This window comes from Spirosoma pomorum, from assembly GCF_054776615.1.
In genome coordinates, this window is the sequence record NZ_BAAHBP010000016.1 from 209761 (window position 1) to 225536 (window position 15776).

15 protein-coding genes and 1 tRNA gene are annotated in these 15776 nt (G+C 50.6%); 8 read left to right on the forward strand and 8 right to left on the reverse strand.

From position 1 onward, the window contains the following. Positions 1–109: 109 nt before the first annotated feature. The gene (locus ACYVAD_RS10905) at positions 110–3040 is read left to right on the forward strand and encodes a hypothetical protein (RefSeq protein WP_461139517.1); all 2931 of its coding nucleotides are present in this window, start codon (positions 110–112) and stop codon (positions 3038–3040) included. Between the two features lie 203 nt (positions 3041–3243). Here the strand turns inward: ACYVAD_RS10905 and ACYVAD_RS10910 are convergent, their stop codons facing one another. Together ACYVAD_RS10910 and ACYVAD_RS10915 are read right to left on the reverse strand one after the other, a co-directional pair. Continuing rightward, complete coding sequence (locus ACYVAD_RS10910) at positions 3244–3660, reverse strand: YtxH domain-containing protein (RefSeq protein WP_461139518.1); 417 nt, start codon at positions 3658–3660, stop codon at positions 3244–3246. A 194-nt stretch (positions 3661–3854) separates the two neighbouring features. Continuing rightward, positions 3855–4280, reverse strand: a complete 426-nt coding sequence (locus tag ACYVAD_RS10915) for a response regulator (RefSeq protein WP_461139519.1) — start codon at positions 4278–4280, stop codon at positions 3855–3857. Between the two features lie 446 nt (positions 4281–4726). Between ACYVAD_RS10915 and pheA the strand changes: the two genes are divergently transcribed. Together pheA and ACYVAD_RS10925 are read left to right on the forward strand one after the other, a co-directional pair. Then, positions 4727–5800, forward strand: a complete 1074-nt coding sequence (gene pheA / locus ACYVAD_RS10920) for a prephenate dehydratase (protein ID WP_461139520.1) — start codon at positions 4727–4729, stop codon at positions 5798–5800. Positions 5801–5909: 109 nt separating this feature from the next. Continuing rightward, positions 5910–6602 carry a sulfite oxidase-like oxidoreductase gene (locus ACYVAD_RS10925; RefSeq protein ID WP_461139521.1) on the forward strand — a complete coding sequence of 231 codons (693 nt, stop codon included), beginning with the start codon at positions 5910–5912 and terminating at the stop codon, positions 6600–6602. A gap of 224 nt (positions 6603–6826) precedes the next feature. On the opposite strand, the gene ACYVAD_RS10930 is transcribed toward ACYVAD_RS10925, so the two are convergent. Further along, complete coding sequence (locus ACYVAD_RS10930) at positions 6827–8413, reverse strand: hypothetical protein (protein ID WP_461139522.1); 1587 nt, start codon at positions 8411–8413, stop codon at positions 6827–6829. A 100-nt stretch (positions 8414–8513) separates the two neighbouring features. After that, positions 8514–9386, reverse strand: a complete 873-nt coding sequence (locus ACYVAD_RS10935; protein WP_461139523.1) for a carbon-nitrogen hydrolase — start codon at positions 9384–9386, stop codon at positions 8514–8516. 137 nt (positions 9387–9523) lie between these two features. Here ACYVAD_RS10935 and ACYVAD_RS10940 point away from each other — a divergent pair, with 137 nt between their 5' ends. After that, the gene (locus ACYVAD_RS10940) at positions 9524–10633 is read left to right on the forward strand and encodes a Gfo/Idh/MocA family oxidoreductase (protein ID WP_461139524.1); all 1110 of its coding nucleotides are present in this window, start codon (positions 9524–9526) and stop codon (positions 10631–10633) included. Between the two features lie 168 nt (positions 10634–10801). Next, positions 10802–11032: a hypothetical protein gene (locus tag ACYVAD_RS10945; protein WP_461139525.1), complete on the forward strand. Its 231-nt coding sequence runs from the start codon at positions 10802–10804 to the stop codon at positions 11030–11032. A gap of 82 nt (positions 11033–11114) precedes the next feature. Here ACYVAD_RS10945 and ACYVAD_RS10950 read toward each other — a convergent pair whose 3' ends face one another. After that, the gene (locus tag ACYVAD_RS10950) at positions 11115–11369 is read right to left on the reverse strand and encodes a GIY-YIG nuclease family protein (protein WP_461139526.1); all 255 of its coding nucleotides are present in this window, start codon (positions 11367–11369) and stop codon (positions 11115–11117) included. A 168-nt stretch (positions 11370–11537) separates the two neighbouring features. Here ACYVAD_RS10950 and ACYVAD_RS10955 point away from each other — a divergent pair. The 3 genes from ACYVAD_RS10955 (at position 11538) to ACYVAD_RS10965 (ending at position 13362) form a co-directional block, all read left to right on the forward strand. Then, positions 11538–11611: transfer RNA gene (locus ACYVAD_RS10955), tRNA-Ala, on the forward strand. A 7-nt stretch (positions 11612–11618) separates the two neighbouring features. After that, positions 11619–12881 (forward strand): tyrosine-type recombinase/integrase, encoded by a 1263-nt coding sequence (locus tag ACYVAD_RS10960; RefSeq protein WP_461139527.1) that lies wholly within the window; start codon positions 11619–11621, stop codon positions 12879–12881. Between the two features lie 31 nt (positions 12882–12912). Then, complete coding sequence (locus ACYVAD_RS10965; protein WP_461139528.1) at positions 12913–13362, forward strand: hypothetical protein; 450 nt, start codon at positions 12913–12915, stop codon at positions 13360–13362. 175 nt (positions 13363–13537) lie between these two features. Here ACYVAD_RS10965 and ACYVAD_RS10970 read toward each other — a convergent pair whose 3' ends face one another. The 3 genes from ACYVAD_RS10970 to ACYVAD_RS10980 are packed head-to-tail and all read right to left on the reverse strand — an operon-like array spanning position 13538 to position 15762. Next, on the reverse strand, positions 13538–15256 hold the full coding sequence (locus ACYVAD_RS10970; protein ID WP_461139529.1) for a hypothetical protein: 1719 nt from the start codon (positions 15254–15256) through the stop codon (positions 13538–13540). A gap of 5 nt (positions 15257–15261) precedes the next feature. Continuing rightward, the gene (locus ACYVAD_RS10975) at positions 15262–15501 is read right to left on the reverse strand and encodes a hypothetical protein (RefSeq protein WP_461139530.1); all 240 of its coding nucleotides are present in this window, start codon (positions 15499–15501) and stop codon (positions 15262–15264) included. A 12-nt stretch (positions 15502–15513) separates the two neighbouring features. Then, positions 15514–15762, reverse strand: coding sequence for a hypothetical protein (locus ACYVAD_RS10980; RefSeq protein WP_461139531.1), 249 nt, complete (start codon positions 15760–15762; stop codon positions 15514–15516). Positions 15763–15776 lie beyond the last annotated feature (14 nt).

The following is a 15776-nucleotide window of genomic DNA, read 5'->3' on the forward strand; positions in this document are numbered from 1 at the left end:
TTCATAACTGGCCGCAAAAGTACACAAATACGCCCGAAACGTGGCCGAAACTTCTGATATGCCTGTGCATGTAAATACATGGCTTATACTGTACCTTGCGCGACGATCTATGAAAACACTATCCATAGCGAGTCTACTGCTGCTGGCGTCGCTGGCAACCCGGGCGCAGAGCCTGCCGATCCTCGAACAGAATCCTTTCAGCCTACGCTGGTACCAGTTAAAGACCCCTCACTTCCGGATGTTGTACCCGCAGGGACTGGATACCACCGCACAACGGACCGTACAGCGGCTCGAAAGCCTGTACGAACCCGTTAGTGCGACGCTGGGCAAGAAGCCCCGCCCCATCTCGGTCGTACTCCAGAACCAGACAACAGGTAGTAATGGCTTCGTTACGTTGTACCCGCGTCGGTCGGAATTTTTCGCGGTGCCGCCCCAGGACCCCGGCCTGCTGGGGACGTATAACTGGCTTGATTTGCTGGCCGTGCATGAGTTTCGGCACGTTGTTCAGTACGATAAAGCGCTACAGGGCTACGGCCGGGTATTGTACACGCTGCTGGGGAATGGCGGGCTCTTCTTTCCGGTCATTACCGTGCCCGACTGGTTTGCGGAAGGGGATGCTGTAGGAACCGAGACCGTGTTGAGTACCAGCGGTCGGGGCCGGATTCCCAATTTCGATCTGGGAATGCGAGCCAATCTGTTGGCTGGCCGCCAGTTCAATTATCCCAAAGCCGTTGGCGGATCGTACCGCGATAATGTGCCCAATCATTACGTATTGGGGTATTTTCTGACGACTTACCTTAAGCGGGAATACGGCCCCGACGTATGGGATCGCGTGCTAAACCGGAACTACCGCCGGTTTCCCTGGCCATTCGCGTTCTCGGCCAGCATCAAAAACGAAACGGGTCTGCGCACCGAAGCCTTGTACCGGAAAGCGATGGCCGATCTGACCGAAGTCTGGCAGAAACAGCAGGCCAGCCTGACGGTAACACCCGCCACAAACTTTCCTGTCCAGGCCGAGCAGCAGACCAGCCGTCGCCCCGTTTTTACCAACTATCAGCACCCGCAGTTCCTGACCGATTCGACGGTTGTCTGCGTAAAAAGTGGATTAGGTGATACGCCCCGGCTGGTTGTGCTGGACCGGAACGGTCGCGAGCAAACCCTTTTCGTGCAGGGATTCCCGAACGACCCCGATATGTTATCGGCCAAGAACAATACAGTATTCTGGATTGAATTCGGCTACGACCCGCGCTGGGGGCAACGAGTGTATTCCAACGTACAGCGGCTGGACGTTGCTTCGGGTCGGCATACCCACCTGACGAGAAAAACGCGCTACACAGCGGTGGCCGTTTCGCCCGATACGAGTAAGCTGGTTGTGGTTGAAAACACGACAGGATACAAAACCCGCCTGTGTATCATGAATGCCCGAACGGGGGAACTCCTGAAGGTATTACCAAATTCGGACAATGAATTTTACCTGCACCCACGCTGGCGGGATAACAAGACGATCGTAGCCGTAGCGCTGCGCGACCGGCAAAAAACGATTCAGTCAATTGATGTGGAAACCGGCAAACAAACCGATCTGCTGCCCCGCGTTAACGAAAACATCAGTCACCCACAACCCTGGGGAAACTACGTCCTGTACAACTCATCCCGTTCCGGCATCGACAACATTTACGCAGTCGATGTTCGCTCAAAACAAGTGTTTCAGGTAACCTCACGACCGCTGGCCGCTTACCACGCGGCCGTGTCACCTTCGGGAACACGGCTGGCGTTCGATGATTTCAACGCCATTGGGTACCGTATTGCCGACATGGCGATCACGCCTGATACTTGGAAACCCGTATCGGGCAGTCCAACCCGGCGGGACCCTACGCAACTCGTCCAATTCTTTGGGAACCTACCTAAAGTCGACCCGGTAGCCGCGCAGGGACGCCGGATTCTGGCCGACTCGGTTCCTGCTACGCAACCTCCTGTAGCTCGTCGGTTCAATCGGCTGGCTCACGCATTGAACATTTACAGCTGGGGACCCGTAGTGGGCAGTACGGGGCAAGCGCTATCCATTGGCCTGAACTCGCAGGATATTCTGAGCACAACCCAGTTCAGCGTTGGCTATGGATACAATCAGGCCGAACGAGTCGGTAACGTCTTCGCAAACCTGAGTTATCAGGCTTTATATCCCGTTATCGATCTGAGCTTCCAGCACGGCAATCGGCGGACGTCCCTGGCTATCGATCGCCGTTTACCCCTTGACAGTATACGTTCCGACGAGTGGCAGTACAATCAACTGACGGCTGGTGTTCGGCTGCCGCTGAACCTGACGAACTCCAAGTACATTCAGAACATGAATCTGTCGACCTACTACAGTTACCAGCAGATAACTGGTTATGATTTACCGGGTCGGTATTACTCGGATGTGGGGAAAAATGGGTCGCTGAGTACAGTATCGTATGGATTCAGCTATTCTCGACTCCTACGAATGAGTAAACGGGATCTGATCTACCGGTGGGGGCAAACCATCTCGGTCTCGCAACGAACAACGCCATTTGGGGGACAGCTTCGCGGTCAACAGTTTGGTGTTCAGGCGAACGTATTCGTTCCGGGATTGGCCAAACACCATTCGATTCGTCTGCGGGGCGGTTACCAGGTACAGGCGCAGTTAAAAAATAATACGTATCAATTCAGCCCTGTCATTTTCTATCCGCGTGGACAGGCGTACGTGAGTGATGATAAAATTATAGCTGGCAGCGCCGAATACCACTTTCCCGTTGCTGACACGCACTGGACGCTGGGCCGCTTCCTGTACGTGCAGCGCATCAAAGCATCGGCCTTCTTCGATGCGGCCAATGGGCAAAGCGTACTCCCAACTGCAGCAACAACCAATCGCTACGGGCGAACTTATCAGACCGCCGGGTTAAACGTGTCGTTTATTTTCAACGCGTTACGTCTGCGAACGCCGTTCGAGTTAGGCGCCCGGGCGATCTACAACCTAACAACAAGACAACCCCTGGTTCAGCCACTGGTGGTGGATATTGGCTTTTAGGCTGTCCCAGGGCAGTTTTCAGACGAGATCATGTTCCGGTTAACAAGCATTACCGGCGAACGGCAAGGGTACAATAACTTTTTCACGGTTTAAATCTGCAAAGCAAGCAAAAGCCCGCAGTCATTGGACTGCGGGCTTTTGCTTGCCTGACAATATTATGTCATCCTAATCGTCAACCGGAAAGATGACAGGACTGACTATCCTTAGCTAGCCCTACCGGAGTTTTTAGCCTTTTCTAGTGCAGACTTCGCCTGGTCTGCCAGACGATCAGCTTCTTCTACTGCTTTATTTGCCTCTTCTTCGGCTTCTTTGGTCTCTCTCTTAACGCGATCAGTATACCGGCTCATTTCATCTTCTCCCAAGCCAACAGTATCTCTGATGTTGTCGATTGTCTCCTTAGCCTGAGTTTTGGTTTTGTCCCACTGGTTCTGGACGTCTTTGGTCTGATCGCTTACCGTGCCGGCAATCTGTTTCCGTAACTCCTTGCCTGACCGGGGAGCGAATAGAAAGCCAACAGCCAGACCTGTTACCAATCCGGTAAACAAACCCGTTATTAGCCCTGAAACATACGTTTGATTCGAATTAGAATCGAGATTGTGATCATCACGTTCAAAAAGCATGGTAACGATGAGATTGATGGTTGATTGTACAAAAACAGTCAGTGGGATTGATAAAAGTATACCAGCTTACAGATATGTTAGTAAAGTGATTGATTACTAGATTGTTAATGTACTCTGTTGCACTTCTTGGTTTCGATTTGGTGTAGGTAGTTGTACTCAACCTTGGGGAGTGCTTTCAGCAATTGTTTCGAGTATCATTCATTCTTGTCAGGCAGGGTTACCGTTTCGTACCAGTATTGTCTGGTCACTGCCAGATAATTTTTCCAACCGTCAACGTTGACAGGTTTCTGCGTAAAGGCTGACGCACCCAGCTCGTAAGCCTGAGTAACGAAAGGGTTTGTTTTATCGGAGGTTACTACAACCACTGGTAGCAAACGACCTTTGGGATGGTTCCGTAAAAGACGCAAAAATGCCAGTTTATCCGGCGCTCCAGCCAAGTCAAGATCAAGCAGAACAAGCTTGTGATCCTTGATTGCGTGACTCACAAGGTGATGCTGAGCCGCCGAGAAGCTGTCGGCTAAACTAAAACGAGCTTCGGGAAAACTGGTTTTTGCTACTTGCGTCATCATAGCAGCCACCCCGGGCTGGCTATCAATGACTAAAATTGAAAATGCTCGCATCGATTGTCTGAATCAGGCATCTGGTATGACACATTGTTGCTTATCAAGCAACAATGTGTCATACCAGAGTTAACCATATTCTTTATTGTTTATGGGTATTTATGCTTGAATTAAAATAAGTATTATTACTTAAAAAACTATTTAGGATTAAATAATATGGGGAGTTTTTTAGATGACGATGGGACCACGGACAGACGTACCTATGTGGATAGATGGCGGGACGGGGAAGGGATCTCAAAAAGTTGGTATGGTTTGGTTAGGAACGATTACCGGCTGGTCGAATCGGTTGGCTGTTAGCTACTGACCGTATCGATAAAATGCTTTCTCCGATTGGGTTGCCTGCTTTTTCGTCCACTTGGAGTTTGCAGTCGGCGATGGGTACTGTACTTTTGCGAAATAGGACCGGGCCTCCTCTTGGCGCTACGTAGCGTTTGGCTCTCTGCACAATGACGCTTGAATCTCTCCGTACGAACATCGATGCCCTTGACGATCAATTACTGACGCTGCTGAATCAGCGCATGGATCTGGTCCGCCAGGTGGGCGAACTCAAACGCTCGACGAACACGGTTATCTACCGCCCCGAGCGCGAAAAACAAATTCTGGATCGGCTTTCTGCTCAGAACAAGGGCCTGCTGAACCGCTCCGCGATCGAGGCTATCTTTCTTGAAATCTTTGCCGTGTCGCGTAACCTGGAACTGCCCGAACGGGTGGCGTTCCTGGGCCCCGATGGTAGCTTTACGCACCAGGCCGCCGAAAGCCGATTTGGGGCCATGAGTACGTACACCGCGCTGCCCACTATCCGATCGGTGTTCGAAAGCGTCGAAACGGGGCGGGCGCGTTTCGGGGTGGTCCCTATCGAAAATAACCAGGAAGGTGTCGTTAGTGAAGCCATCGACTTGCTGCTGGAAAAAGATCTATGCATTGTTGCCGAAGCCCACATTCCGGTGCATTTTACGTTTGCTACCAAGGCTGAAAACCTGTCGGACATTACGCATATTTACTCCAAGGACATTGCGTTTCGGCAGTGCAGTCGCTTCCTGAACGATTCGTTCGAAGGACTAAAGGCCGAAATGGTGCCGGTAGAGTCAACTTCGAGAGCCGCTAAGCTGGCGTCTCAGCAGCCTTATGCCGCGGCTGTTTGCTCCAACATTGCCGCCAAGCTATTTGATGTGCCGGTGCTGTTCGACAACATTGAAGACAGCGATCTGAACCGGACCCGTTTTCTGATTTTGGCCAAGGATTTTCAGAACCAACCGAGTGGTCACGACAAAACAACCCTCATTGCCCGGCTGCCCAATACCGAGTCGCCAGGGGTATTGGCGGAGTTTCTTCAGGAGTTCAACGCCCGGCAAATTAACCTGACCAAGATAGAAAGTCGCCCCCTGCGCGATGGCGCTACGTTCCGGTACTGGTTCCTGCTCGAATGCGAGGGCCATGCTAGTGAGCCCGCCTTACAGGAGATTTTGAACCACCACGCGGCCGAAGTGAAGCTGCTGGGCAGCTACGTCCGGGTGGCCTAAAAGCCACTAATTTAACGAGTGCGTTTGTTTGTGACTGATCGCCGGATCGCTGCAAACTACGCACTCGTTTTTGCTGTTATCAATACGCAGTAAAGAGCATTACTATATTATGGAAACCAACGATAAAACCGATAGAATTGTCGAGGCCCGGATGAAACTCAAACGCCGGTTTGAGGAAAAAATGGCCCAGACGCCGTCCATGACCGACGAAAAACCTCGCGGATCTGGACCCATCAACCGCCACGGAATGCCGGCGGTACCCGTCGGGCAGACAGTTACGACCAAATGGCCCGTGCTGGATCTTGGCTATCAGCCGGTTATTCCGCTGGATAAATGGCAGTTGAACATTGATGGCGAAGTAAACCATCCGCTTCGACTGAAGTGGGACGATTTAATGGCGCTGCCGCAGGTCGAGGATACCAGTGACTTCCACTGTGTAACGACTTGGTCGCGACTGGATGTGCCCTGGGTGGGGGTGCGGTTTATGGACGTAGCCGCGCTGGTTGATCCCAAAGGGTCGGCTACACATATAATGTGCTACGGTTACGATGGTTACGCGACAAATATCGCGCTGGAGGAGGCACTCAAACCGGACGTACTGCTCGTGCACACTGCCGACGGCCAGCCCCTGACCCGCGAGCATGGGGGACCCCTCCGCATGATTACGCCCCAGCTTTACGCCTGGAAAGGCTCAAAATGGATCAAGCGTATCGAGTTTATGAACGCCAACCGACTGGGCTTCTGGGAAGAACGCGGCTACTCCGATACCGCTTACCCCTGGCGGAATGATCGGTATTCTTGAGGAGAGGATGGAGGAAAGGGACGAGAGGAGGAAGGCAAGTGCCAATACCAGCTTTCTCTAGTTGTTTCAGGTTCATGGTGAAAGAGAGTATCTTATAAAAAAAGGAGGAACAAGATGAAGCAAATGCTTTTACCCTTGTTCCTCCTTTTTTTGTACGAATATGCTAGAATGAGGAAGCAGCTTTCCTAGCCGCTTCCTTTCTCCCTCCTCCCTTTCCTCCTTTTTTATTCCATCTTCGCCCGTCCCAGGAAAATTTCGTCGCCTTTGAGGTTGAGTGTAGTGTTGAAATTGTAGCCGTCTTGGACGTAACGCACCATAACCTGCGTATTCTGGTCAGGGCGGGCGTAGGCTCGGGTAGCCGCTATAAGAATCTGATCGCCGTTGACGATGGCACGAACGAAGGGTAGATTTCGGGTTTTGATCTGATTCGCATTGTATTTCGCCCAGGTTCTTCCGCCGTCGTACGAGCACTCGGTTGCTTCGTTCAGGTACTTCTCCCGGCCGTTAAACAGATCGCCATGGTGTTTAAATAAACGCCAGAGGCCGTGTACGTAATGCTCATAGCAGGCGTAGTTTCGGTCGCTGCCTAGTCCTCTTTGGGCTGGATCGGCGGGGGTGGGCTGATCGGGGGTCAGGTTGATGTAGTCATCCCAAAGAATAACACCGTAGGCACCCGTAAACCAATAGAAAATGCCCATACCCTCGGCCACGGCGGGTGGGGCGGGGTGTTCAGCTTTACCGCTGTTGGCAAAAGCGGCACTTTGCGTATTAAACAGCCAGTGCCACGCAATTCTCTTCTTGGGCGATAGTCGGAGATTTACTTCCTGTTCGCCCAGTAGAGCCGCCAGCCAGTGCCGGTCGCCGTCGCGGTTGTGCGAGGCTGAGTAATCAAATTCAGGATAGAGATAATACGTACCCGGCATCTGAAAATCGGCGTAGTCGGCGTAGGACTTACCGACAATTGAATTCGGCATGCCTCGTTGGCGGCTGGTTGCCGTTTGTTGAGCGGGCGTATTCCAAAGCCATTCGGGCTTGGCTGTATAATCTGCTGCTTTTGAATAGCCAAAGCTGTTGTGAGGAACCGGAGCAATCGAACCCACTTCCGTTTGTGGGCTGACGTTCTCCTTGATCGTCTTGATCATGAACGTGTACAGATTGACCTGTTCCTGCTCGTTCCCGCGATTGACGCCCTCATTCTCGATGTCGAGAAAAAGTTTGCCATACGTGCTTTTCATGCCGTTCGGCGGGCAGTCGCCAAAGCCAACGCAGCCCCCCTGCAACTCGGTGGCCGCCTGATACATGTTATTGCGGGTTGTGCGCGCGTTGGGCGGAGCCTGGTACAAAACGTCTTTCCCCAGATTCCCATTCCGCGCCCAGGGAAGCTGAAATGAGTTGGCAAAATAATCCTGATAAACGACCATCGCCCGCTGCGATTGTTTCAGGGTACTTCGCCAGCCAGCCGGCGGATAACCATCCGACCATATCTCTACCTGCTGAACCATACGCGATTGATCAAGAGCCGAAAATCCCCGTCGGAAGAGTTTGGTACGGTCCTGCTGGACATGCAGGTTGCGACCCGCCCCGCAAAACGTAACGGTCTTCGTGGCGGGCAACGTAAAATCACCGACGACATCCAGATTATAAAAACCCTTGCGGGTCGTGGGCGTAAAACGGGAGCGGGGAGTGACAGTTAAGGCCGCTTGTGGCGGGAGGTCAACTCGTAGGGTTTGTGCTGGTACGTCTTCCGGTTGCGTGTACCAGAAGCCAATCCCGGCCAGCAAAACGGTTATCAAGGCGAGTGTGAATTTCATAAAGAGGGGTAAAAGGGAAGAAAGGAGGAGAGGGAGAAAGGAACGAGGGTTCGTGTTGTATTTCTCCCCGTTCTTTTCTCTCTCTCCTCCTTTTTCTCCGCTATTCGTCAATATACCGCTTTGTGATTGGCTGGTAAGAATCGATACGCCGGTCGCGGAGGTAGGGCCAGGTAGTCCGGTACTTTTCGGAAAGCCCAAGATCAATCTCCTGAACGTGTACTATTTCTTCGTCGTGGGGGGCGAGGTAGAGCAACGACCCGAAAGGGTTTGTCACGAATGAGCCTCCCCAGAATTTCTGATCAGCTTCACGGCCAACCCGATTCACAGCCACGACTGGGACCCCATTGGCAATGGAGTGACTCCGCTGGATCGTCTGCCAGGCGTTGTACTGCTCCGTGTTCTGTTCAGGATCAGGCTCGTTTGTGTCCCAGCCAATAGCCGTTGGGTAGAACAAAATTTCCGCACCCATGAGCGCCGTAATACGCGCTGCTTCCGGATACCACTGATCCCAGCAGATCAGTACGCCAATTTTGGCAAACTTGGTGTCGAATACTTTATAACCGAGATCGCCAGGCGTAAAATAGAACTTCTCGTAGTAACCCGGATCGTCGGGGATATGCATCTTGCGGTACTTACCCAGATACGTACCGTCGGCATCCAGCACGGCCGTCGTGTTATGATATAACCCCTGCGCCCGTTTCTCGAATAGCGACGCAATAATCACAACCCCTAGTTCACCCGCTAGTTCACCAAGTCGGGTCGTTGTAGGGCCGGGAATAGCTTCGGCCAGACTGAAATTATGATGATCTTCCACGTCGCAGAAATACAGCGACGTAAACAATTCCTGCAGGCAGACAATCTGGGCTCCTTGCTGAGCGGCCTCGCGAATACCGTTGATAGCTTTCTGAATGTTACTCTCGACATCGGCGGAGCAACTCATCTGGACTAAACCAACCTGAATCTTTTTAGACATATGCAAAAGTAATCGTTCAGGACGGATCACGTAGCGGCCCGCCCGTTTATGTCAACAAAACTAGAATAGGGTGGGTTCGAAGGAAAAGTCTTCTTACTTTCGGCCAGATTCCTATTTGTCGTTACGACATCCTTCCAATGAACTCGAAAAACACGATAAACCGTCGGACATTTCTTCAGGCTACGGCTCTGAGTGGAGCTGCTCTAAGCCTGGCTCCTAACGCACTCTGGGGGGCTACCCGACCCGCAAAAGATAAACTGGGAGTAGCACTCGTTGGACTGGGTTACTACAGCACGGACCTGCTGGCACCGGCTCTGCAACAGACAAAAAATTGCTACCTGGCTGGAATCGTGACGGGTACGCCTGCCAAAGCCGAAAAATGGAAAAAACAGTACAATATTCCAGACAAGAACATCTACGATTATAAGTCATTCGATCACATTGCTAATAATCCGGATATCGACGTCGTATATGTCGTTCTACCGCCCTCAATGCACGAAGAATACGTTGTACGAGCGGCTAAAACGGGGAAACATGTCTGGTGCGAAAAACCCATGGCCGTTACGTCGAAGGAGTGTCAGAACATGATCGATGCCTGCAAAAAGAACAATGTCTCGCTGGCAATCGGCTACCGACTTCACCACGAACCTAACACGCAGGAGTACGTAAAAATGTTACGTAGCGGAGGGATTGGTAAAGTACAGCTGGTAAACTGTGCGGCTGCCTATTATGACAATCGGACTGACCACTGGAAACAGAAGAAAGAAATGGGCGGTGGGGTTATGTACGATATGGGAGTTTACGCCATACAAGGGGCACGCCTGGCAACGGGCGAAGAACCTATCGCGCTGACTGCCCAGCAATACACGGCCCGGCCGGATGTATACAAAAACGGTCTTGACGAAACGTCGCTAGCGCAGCTTATTTTCCCGAGTGGCGCAAGGGCAATGATTCAGACTAGCTACGGTATGAACATGAACTTCCTGAACGTAACGGGCAGCAAAGGAAAACTGCGTATGGAACCCTACTCCGAATACGCTGGCGTACAGGGAACATGGACAGGGGGGACGATCAACCATTCATACAAAGCACCCTGGCAGCAGACCCAGCAGATGGACGACGATGCGCTGGCCATTATGAATAAGAAACCTATGCTGGTTCCCGGTGAGGAAGGACTACACGACATCCGCGTGGTGGAAGCTATTTATCAGGCTGCCAAGAGCGGCCGTGAGGTAAAGCTAGGCTAAAAAATAGTAGACAGGTCGGCTAAGTGGAAAGGATTGGTGAATAAGGGGTTAGGTCAGGCGTTATGCTTCTTGTAGTATACGACTGTTTTTGTTGTGTTATACAAAGTGAAGCCAACAGGTTGCGGGATCAGCTGGTTTTTGCTTATTTCGCTTGTCAACCCCAATTTTATGAAACCCGCTGAGTTTACCAAGCTTCCCGCGCAACAACAGCTCGATACCCTCTATCGTAAAGGAGATATTCTGGCCAACCGGTACGAAGGTAACCATATCTTTCTGTTGTATAACCTGCGCGACTTCTACGTGGAACTACGGTACGACGCATACAACAACAATCTCTATCAGGTATCAGCATTCCGGGACACGGAAAAGCTGGAGCCCTACCTTCCTTACCTTGCCTGAACGAACTATATACTTCGGTTAAAACAAAAAGGGTCGTTACATCACGTAAAGACCCTTTTTATTGGTTACTATCGTATGACGATTAGACCGTAGGCTGCGGGTTGGCAATAAATTCTTCCCAGTAGGCCCGGTCACGATTTTTCAATTTCATTTCCAGGCTCAGAGCTTCGTTGCGCGTGTCGAACGACTGAGTGAACTTTACTTCCCAAGGTTTTCCATCAGCCGTCGCCGGATTAGTTTTGGCATTATGTTGCCATAGACTGATTCTCAGATCTTTGGTTTGTCCGATAAAATAGCGGTCGGCGGTGGGGCTGTAAATAATATAAACAGTATGCATTGCAAGTAGGGGACTGATACCAAAGCTAGCCATTTCGTAACAGAAAACAAATCAAGAGCGAGCCTACGAAGGACAAAGCTATAAGCTTAAAAAATCTATTGATACAGTTTGTGAAGTCTTGATCTTTTCCTCATATTTGCACCCACAAAACGCACATTATTGTGTTGAGGGGGTATAGCTCAGTTGGCTAGAGCGCTACAATGGCATTGTAGAGGCCGTCGGTTCGAATCCGACTATCTCCACAACTTAGTGCAAAACGCTGTTTCCGTACAGGAAACAGCGTTTTTTATGTATAGCCATCTGAACTTAACAAATCGCTTAACAATTACCGGCATGAAGCCGCCTAAAAATACCATTTCTGAAGCCCCACCATTCAGAAAATGTAAGCTATTCCACTTTGAGCATAACCCTGAAAAAACTTGGTTAATCGAGTTCTACCAATGGAACGTCAGGACGCAATCAAAGCAGCGCCGTTTTTTTTCTAGGTTCAATACAGAGAAAGACCCGAAGAAACGACTTAAGGAAGCAAACCGCTGGATTGCGTTCATAGATCAGCAACTTGAGCAGGGAGCTGTCTTTGACCCTGACCCAACGCCCGAAGCCCCGAAACCAGTTGAAAAGGCTCCCTTACTGATTGATGACTTAGCAGCTTACCTAACCGTTAAAAAATCAACATTAGCTGAAACCGCTTTCAAGGTTTATAGAAACTTCGGTAATAAGCTCCTAGCTTTCTTGAAAGAAAAAGGAATAGAGCAGATAGCTACTAAGGAGTTTAATGCTGAATGCTGCGATCAGTATAGACAGTATATACTCAAGCTGCATAGTCATCCAACTACCCGGAATAAAGAGCTTAACCAGCTCAAGACGTTTTTCCTGTATTTCACCAAAGCAGGACGTAAGCGGTTCGACATTAGCCCCGCTGTTGACGTTGAACTCGTACCAAAGCAGGAAAGCGAAATTCACGAGCCTTACACCGATGCACAAGCCGCTGCCATATTTGAACGACTAACTAAGCAGGAAGATTACGCACTATTGCTCTTCATCTACTTTGTTCATTACTGCTTTGCCCGGCCCGGTCAGGAAGTACGATTTATGAAGGTTAAGGATTTGAAAGAGCGATCCGTTACTATTCGCCCCGGTCGTTCGAAAACTAACATTACTAAGTCTCCAACACTGCCTAAGCCGCTTAACGACTTAATCGACGATCTTAAGATTAGAGACTATCCCGCTGATAATTATGTGTTTGGGAAGGGTGGTAAGCCGGGGCCGGAACCCGTAGGAAAAAATCACTTCTACCAGCGGCATAAGAAAGTTCTTACAGAATTGGGCTTTGAAGGAAAGTATACAGTGTATGGCTGGAAACATACCGGCAACATTAAGGCAATCCGGTTAGGTATCCATCCTAAGAAGTTGCAAATGCAAAACGGCTTCACGGAATATAGAACGATGGAAATTTACACTCGCCGTTTGTCTGCATTTTCCGATGATGAGATTTACGAAAAGTTTGTATAGTTCATTCACCCTTTCAACCAGTTAACTATCAATGAGAAGACAACTATTCTCTCTTACAATCCTATCGCTCTTAGCTTGTGTGAGCTGTAAAAAAGATGCTGACGTAGACCCGCGTGAACAGTATTACGGAACATACAACGTACTGTCTCAAACGTCTTCTTTCGCGCTGGATTCGTCAACACCAGCCAAAGGAACGTACTCTAACAGTAATGACGTGTTGGTAATAGCGAAGGGGCAAGCTGATAAGGAGATGCTAATTATATTTCCTACAAAGCGATTGACAGCAACCGTTTCCGATAACGGGTTTGTGCTTAACCCTATCTCCAGACAAAGCTATCTGTTGGGAACAGCCGTTGCAACGAACGTAGATGGAGATGGTATCTTAAAAAACAACTCTATTGATTTTACGATCAATATAAATTCAACTTACAACGGTGCCAGATATAGAGATATAACCGTTGTAAGAGGGCCAAAGCAGTAAGGTCGCTAACAAAATAAAATTCGGCTGGTAAGGGCCGAACGTAGCCGATGGGTTGGCGATCAGTCCCGGCTCCCACCCTGGCCAGGGCGCTCAAGCCGCCGAACTGCCAGCACAAACCAAAGATTCTACCGAGTACAACGAAAAACGCCCGGCCAATCGACCGGGCGTTTTTTTGTTAAACTGGTTTGATAACTCCGTTATCATTCGTGTACCACTTGATTGTATCATCAGTCGTGTTCTTCCACAAAACCGCTTTCCCCGGTGGTATGTCTGCTATGGTGGGTAAACCCGATTGAGCAACCAGATCGGCCCGTTGCTGTATAGCACTGGTGCTACTAATCAGTACCCACGCATCGGGCAAATCCATATGCTTAAACACAAGCACATCGTTACGCTTGGCATAGTGAACGCTACCCATCCAGTCCGGTAAGCTGATGTTGCCCCCCGTTGTGACCTTGAACGAACCGTCCCCCCACACCCGGCACGTTAGTAGGGCTTCCGGTCCTAAGCGACCGTTGATAGTGGTGAGTAATACGTCCGCATTGTTTTGGTTGTCGAGCAAGACCTTCGTTTCGTTTCCCGAATCAAGCTGCCCCCTGGCTACTTGCATTTGGCGAGTCGTTCCCGTAAAGCGGATTGGACCGGCGGCATACCAGCCGTCAGATATGGTGGTACCATTCTGATTGATGACGGTCGTGTCTTCGCCCCCGACCGGCACGTTACGGAAGGTAACAAAGGAAGTCGAGTTCTTGAGAAAAAAGCCTTGACCTCCATCGACACCACAACCGCCCGCCTGCGTTGCCCCATCAATCGTGACATAACTAGCCGCGTCGATGTGGTAGACCCCCCGTAGTTGCTCATGGTGACAGTTGAAGAAGCACACCCCTTGTACGTTGTAGGTGTAAACGCCCAGCTTAGCCCCCTGCATGGTTGCCCCCATGAAGTTGACCGTATACACGTTATCGCTGCCGTTGGCGTTATCGTGCGGGTGTGAAATGAGCTTGATTAGCGTTCCCTTGTTCAAGTTGGGTCCGTCGAACTGACAGTTACCCAGTACCTGCACCTGTCCAAATTGCCCTTCGGCGTACAGACACAAACTGTCGTCATTGTCGTAGCGATAGGCTTGCACATCTTCGAAGGTAAGAAACTGGTTGGCTACGTCCCCCGCGTTGTAAGCAGGCCGTTCGATGTCTACCGCGTAGAAATGGAACTGGTGCTTAGGAAACCCCGATACTTTCAATTTGCGAAACTTGGTCCACCATAGCCCCCCGGTCCACGCGGGGATTGTTTGCGGGTAGGCGGTGAAATAAAAGCCGTGCTGATTGATGTTGGCGGGATTGCCCACCAGCTCGAAGTTTTCGTAGGTCACCCATGCTACCGGCGTATCACCCAAGACGAAAAAGCCAGTTTCCGATGATACTAACGCCCGTATCTTCAACTCGTCACCATCCCCTTTGATGTTGACCCGGCTGCGTAGTTGCAGCTTGCGCAACGAATAGCCGTCAATACGAAAAGGAATAAACATGGTCCCCCCGCCCTTTTGCCACAAGTAGTCCATGCACTTCTGGAAGGCATCGGTATCATCGTTAAAGCCACCCTTTGCCCCAAACCACTTCACGTTGACGAAGCCCTCATATTGGCGTTGCCAGAAACCCCCATCCTGAGCCGGAAAGATGATGCCGTTATCGACCGTCAGGTTTTCGGATTGTGGTCTGTAGATGAAGCTTCCCCCCCGGTCGATGTCTTCCAGAATGACGGAAGTTGCCCCCTTTCGGTTGAGTGCTGCGAGCGCGGTCACGTTCAGCGATGGACTGACGCGTGGTATGGCGTACATTTCGTCTTTGACGGCTTTAAAGGCGTCGGCGATGTTTTGCTGTTCGGGCGTAAGAGCCATAATGATTAAGTCGTTATTACCCCGGTGGGATTAGGTTCGTAGTTATCAAAAGCTGTCTTATAATCAAACGGAGGGGGTGGGGTAGTTGTTGGTGCGGGTTGGTTTATGACTGTCGTTAAGGTGGTTGGCTTTTGAGCAATGTCGGTGAGTTGCGCCTGTTGGCTAATTGCTTGCCCCCGAACCTTAAGAATCAGGTAGACAATCAACCCGAAAAGAGCGAGATAGAATACATCCTTTGTTGACATCGAGATACGGGGTTAGGGCTGGGTTTCCTGCTTTTTAGCCAGCGCATTAAAATCAACCGGCAAACCAGCTACGGCCGTCATTGCCGTTCCCGCTGTAGCCACATACCCGGCAATCGTAGCCACAATAGGGGCAACCGGACCAAATGCAACCGCCGTTCCTACTACGGTCAAGATGCCGCCAATCTTGAGCAGCTTTTTAAAGATGGGTGGCTTGGGAGCCGTCACGCGTTGGGCAATACTGATGTTATCCTGCGTAATCATATAAAGTAAGGGTT

Bases quoted from the DNA above. Each gene is read 5' to 3' on its own strand.
- ACYVAD_RS10905 (WP_461139517.1), top strand. From the start codon at position 110: ATGAAAACACTATCCATAGCGAGTCTACTGCTGCTGGCGTCGCTGGCA.
- ACYVAD_RS10910 (WP_461139518.1), bottom strand. From the start codon at position 3,660: ATGCTTTTTGAACGTGATGATCACAATCTCGATTCTAATTCGAATCAA.
- ACYVAD_RS10915 (WP_461139519.1), bottom strand. From the start codon at position 4,280: ATGCGAGCATTTTCAATTTTAGTCATTGATAGCCAGCCCGGGGTGGCT.
- pheA (WP_461139520.1), top strand. From the start codon at position 4,727: ATGACGCTTGAATCTCTCCGTACGAACATCGATGCCCTTGACGATCAA.
- ACYVAD_RS10925 (WP_461139521.1), top strand. From the start codon at position 5,910: ATGGAAACCAACGATAAAACCGATAGAATTGTCGAGGCCCGGATGAAA.
- ACYVAD_RS10930 (WP_461139522.1), bottom strand. From the start codon at position 8,413: ATGAAATTCACACTCGCCTTGATAACCGTTTTGCTGGCCGGGATTGGC.
- ACYVAD_RS10935 (WP_461139523.1), bottom strand. From the start codon at position 9,386: ATGTCTAAAAAGATTCAGGTTGGTTTAGTCCAGATGAGTTGCTCCGCC.
- ACYVAD_RS10940 (WP_461139524.1), top strand. From the start codon at position 9,524: ATGAACTCGAAAAACACGATAAACCGTCGGACATTTCTTCAGGCTACG.
- ACYVAD_RS10945 (WP_461139525.1), top strand. From the start codon at position 10,802: ATGAAACCCGCTGAGTTTACCAAGCTTCCCGCGCAACAACAGCTCGAT.
- ACYVAD_RS10950 (WP_461139526.1), bottom strand. From the start codon at position 11,369: ATGCATACTGTTTATATTATTTACAGCCCCACCGCCGACCGCTATTTT.
- ACYVAD_RS10965 (WP_461139528.1), top strand. From the start codon at position 12,913: ATGAGAAGACAACTATTCTCTCTTACAATCCTATCGCTCTTAGCTTGT.
- ACYVAD_RS10970 (WP_461139529.1), bottom strand. From the start codon at position 15,256: ATGGCTCTTACGCCCGAACAGCAAAACATCGCCGACGCCTTTAAAGCC.
- ACYVAD_RS10975 (WP_461139530.1), bottom strand. From the start codon at position 15,501: ATGTCAACAAAGGATGTATTCTATCTCGCTCTTTTCGGGTTGATTGTC.
- ACYVAD_RS10980 (WP_461139531.1), bottom strand. From the start codon at position 15,762: ATGATTACGCAGGATAACATCAGTATTGCCCAACGCGTGACGGCTCCC.